The sequence below is a fragment of the Paracoccus sp. (in: a-proteobacteria) genome, assembly GCF_047973135.1.
Taxonomy (GTDB): Bacteria; Pseudomonadota; Alphaproteobacteria; order Rhodobacterales; family Rhodobacteraceae; genus Paracoccus.
In genome coordinates, this window is the sequence record NZ_JBKEBL010000155.1 from 1 (window position 1) to 2620 (window position 2620).

Annotated in this window: 2 protein-coding genes; both read left to right on the plus strand. The window is 67.0% G+C overall.

The annotated features are described in order from the left end of the window. Nucleotides 1-314 precede the first annotated feature (314 nt). Nucleotides 315-989 carry a response regulator gene (locus ACK5L9_RS11945; protein WP_416911688.1) on the plus strand — a complete coding sequence of 225 codons (675 nt, stop codon included), beginning with the start codon at nucleotides 315-317 and terminating at the stop codon, nucleotides 987-989. Beyond that, nucleotides 986-2344, plus strand: a complete 1359-nt coding sequence (locus ACK5L9_RS11950) for a sensor histidine kinase (RefSeq protein WP_416911689.1) — start codon at nucleotides 986-988, stop codon at nucleotides 2342-2344. The genes ACK5L9_RS11945 and ACK5L9_RS11950 overlap by 4 nt, the downstream gene beginning before the upstream one ends. Nucleotides 2345-2620 lie beyond the last annotated feature (276 nt).

A 2620-nucleotide genomic window follows, 5' to 3' on the forward strand; every position in this document is an offset into this window, starting at 1 on the left:
CATCATCACCCTTCCGGCCTGCTGCCCGCGCAGGAAACTTCTCACCTTGCTGTTCCGCGCCCTCGAGCCACCGCCTCCGGCCTGAAGCGAAACGCCCCGCTCATCCAGAAACATCAACCTGCACAACCTCACATGACGTCAGCGGCCCGAAAAAAACGGCCGCCGAAGTCCATTGTGTGGGTCAAACCGGAATGGGCGATGCCATGCCTACACGGTGCGATACCGCAGCTTCATGAATTATTGCGGCTAGATCGCAAAGCTGTCATCAGCCTTTCATCCGGGAAACGGCGTCCGGCACGCGAAGGAGCAAGGACATGCGGTTGCTGATCGTCGAGGATGCCGGGGAGGTCGCCGAGGCACTGGCCGTCAGTTTCGAACGCAAGGGTGATGCGGTCGATTGCGCCGCCACCCTGGCCGAGGCACGCGATTCGCTGGCCGGGCCGGATTACGACCTGATCGTGCTGGATATCGAACTGCCCGATGGCGATGCCATGACCCTGCTGCGCGACTTGCGTGCAAAGGGATCGACAGTTCCGGTGATCATTCTGACGGCCCGTGCGGGCGTCGAGGCTCGGGTGCTGGCGCTGGATGCCGGGGCAGACGACTATATCACCAAGCCCTTCGATCTGCGCGAGGTGCAGGCGCGGGCGCGTTCCGTCCTGCGCCGCAGCCATGGCGAGGCCGGTCCCGTGGCCCGCATGGGCAGGCTGACGCTGGACCCCGCCAGCCGCCTTGTTACCGTGGATGGCAAGCCGCTGGTCCTGCCGCGCCGCGAATATGCGCTGCTGGAGATCCTGATCGCGCGCCGGGGCTGGGTCGTGTCCAAGGAACGTCTGTTCGATCACATGTTCGCCTTTCGCGAGGAAGAGATCGGCATGAATGCCATCGAGGTCTATGTTGCCCGCCTGCGCCGACATCTTGCGGGCAGCGGCGTCATGATCCGCACGCTGCGCGGTCTTGGCTATCAGCTTGTCGAGGAGGATCGATGATTCCCGGACCTCCGCAGGGCTATTCGCTGAAGCTGCGGCTGACTTTGATGATGGTCGCGGTGCTGATGGCGGGAGGGCTGTTCGTGTCCGTCGCCTCGGCCAGCTATGGGCGGCGGGCCGCGGACCGGGCATTCGACCGGCTGCTGCACGGCGCGGCGACCCAGATCGTCGAGGCGGTCAGTTTTTCGGACGGCCGGCTGGTCGTCGATATTCCGCTGTCGGCGCTGCAATTGTTGTCGCTGGCCCCGCGTGACCGGGTTTTCTATACCGTGCTTGGTCCCGATGGCGCGCGCCTGACCGGCGATGCACTGCCCCCGCCGCCCGAAGGCGATGACACCTATTACAGCGCCCGGCTGGGCGAGACCCCGGTACGTTTCGCGCGGATCACCCGATCTTTCAGCGAAAGGGGCTTTCAGGGAGGCGTAACTGCCATTGTCGGCCAGACGACCGAGGCGCGGCGCGCGCTGACCGCCGAGATGCGGCGGACCGCATTGATCGGCCTGTTGCTGGGGGCGGCCGTCATGGTTGCCCTGACCGCGCTTGCCACCCGCGCGGCACTGGCCCCGCTGCGGCTGATCGAACAGGCCCTGCTGGCGCGCGCGCCACAGGATCGCCGTGCGCTGGATCTGTCGGTCCCGCGCGAGGTCTGGCGGCTGGTGCAGGCGCTGAACCTGTTCATGGGCCGCGTGGACCGGATCCTGTCCACCAACCGGCGCATGATCGCGGATGCATCGCACCAGTTGCGCACACCCATTGCCGGACTGAGGGCGCAGGCCGAACTGGCTGCGGACGAGCCCGACCCAGACCGCCTGCGCCACATCGTCAACCGGATCCACGGCCGTTCGGTCGATCTCAGCCGCATGACGGATCAGTTCCTCAGCCGGGCCATGATCATTCACCGCGCCGATGCGATGCCGCTGGTTCCGACAGATCTGCGCCGCGTGGCGATGGATGCGGCGCAGGATGTGTGCCGCGATCTGCCACAGGCCGACGGCGCAATCATCCTTGATCTTGACGACGACCCGGTCATCGCGCCGGGTGATGCGCTGTCGTTGGGCGAGGCGGCGAAGAATTTGATCGTGAATGCCCTTCGTCATGGCAAGCCACCCGTACGCGTGGCCGCCGCGCGGGGCGATGGCCGGGCGATACTGACGGTCACCGATGAGGGGCCGGGGCCGCAGGCCGCCTCCGCCGCAGTGGGCCAGCGCGGGTCCGGCGGGCTGGGCCTGTATATCGTCGAGGCCGTGGTCTCTGCCCATGGCGGCCGGTATGTCGCGGACCGTCCTGACCGGGGCGGGTATCGCGCGGTGATCAGTCTGGAGCCGGTCGCCGACCCACCGGAGGGCGCTACATGATGCTGGCGGCCCCGAGGACTGGTTACTCCGGAAAACCGGCTGCAAGGGGCGGGTTTTGTGACGGTGGACCGGCAGACCCGGCCCGGATGCAGGGCGCAATGCGCCGCTGGGCTGCGCCGCACAGGCGGGACGGGATCACTGCGGGTTCCAGGGCGGCTATGGGTCAATTGTCGGGGCCGTCGATATGAGGCGTCTTGCGATCGCATGCGCCGTGATGCTGTGCATGGCTGCGGGCGGCCCTGGCCCGGATGCCGTCGCCCGGTTCGGTGATGCGGG

Bases quoted from the DNA above. Each gene is read 5' to 3' on its own strand.
- ACK5L9_RS11945 (WP_416911688.1), top strand. From the start codon at position 315: ATGCGGTTGCTGATCGTCGAGGATGCCGGGGAGGTCGCCGAGGCACTG.
- ACK5L9_RS11950 (WP_416911689.1), top strand. From the start codon at position 986: ATGATTCCCGGACCTCCGCAGGGCTATTCGCTGAAGCTGCGGCTGACT.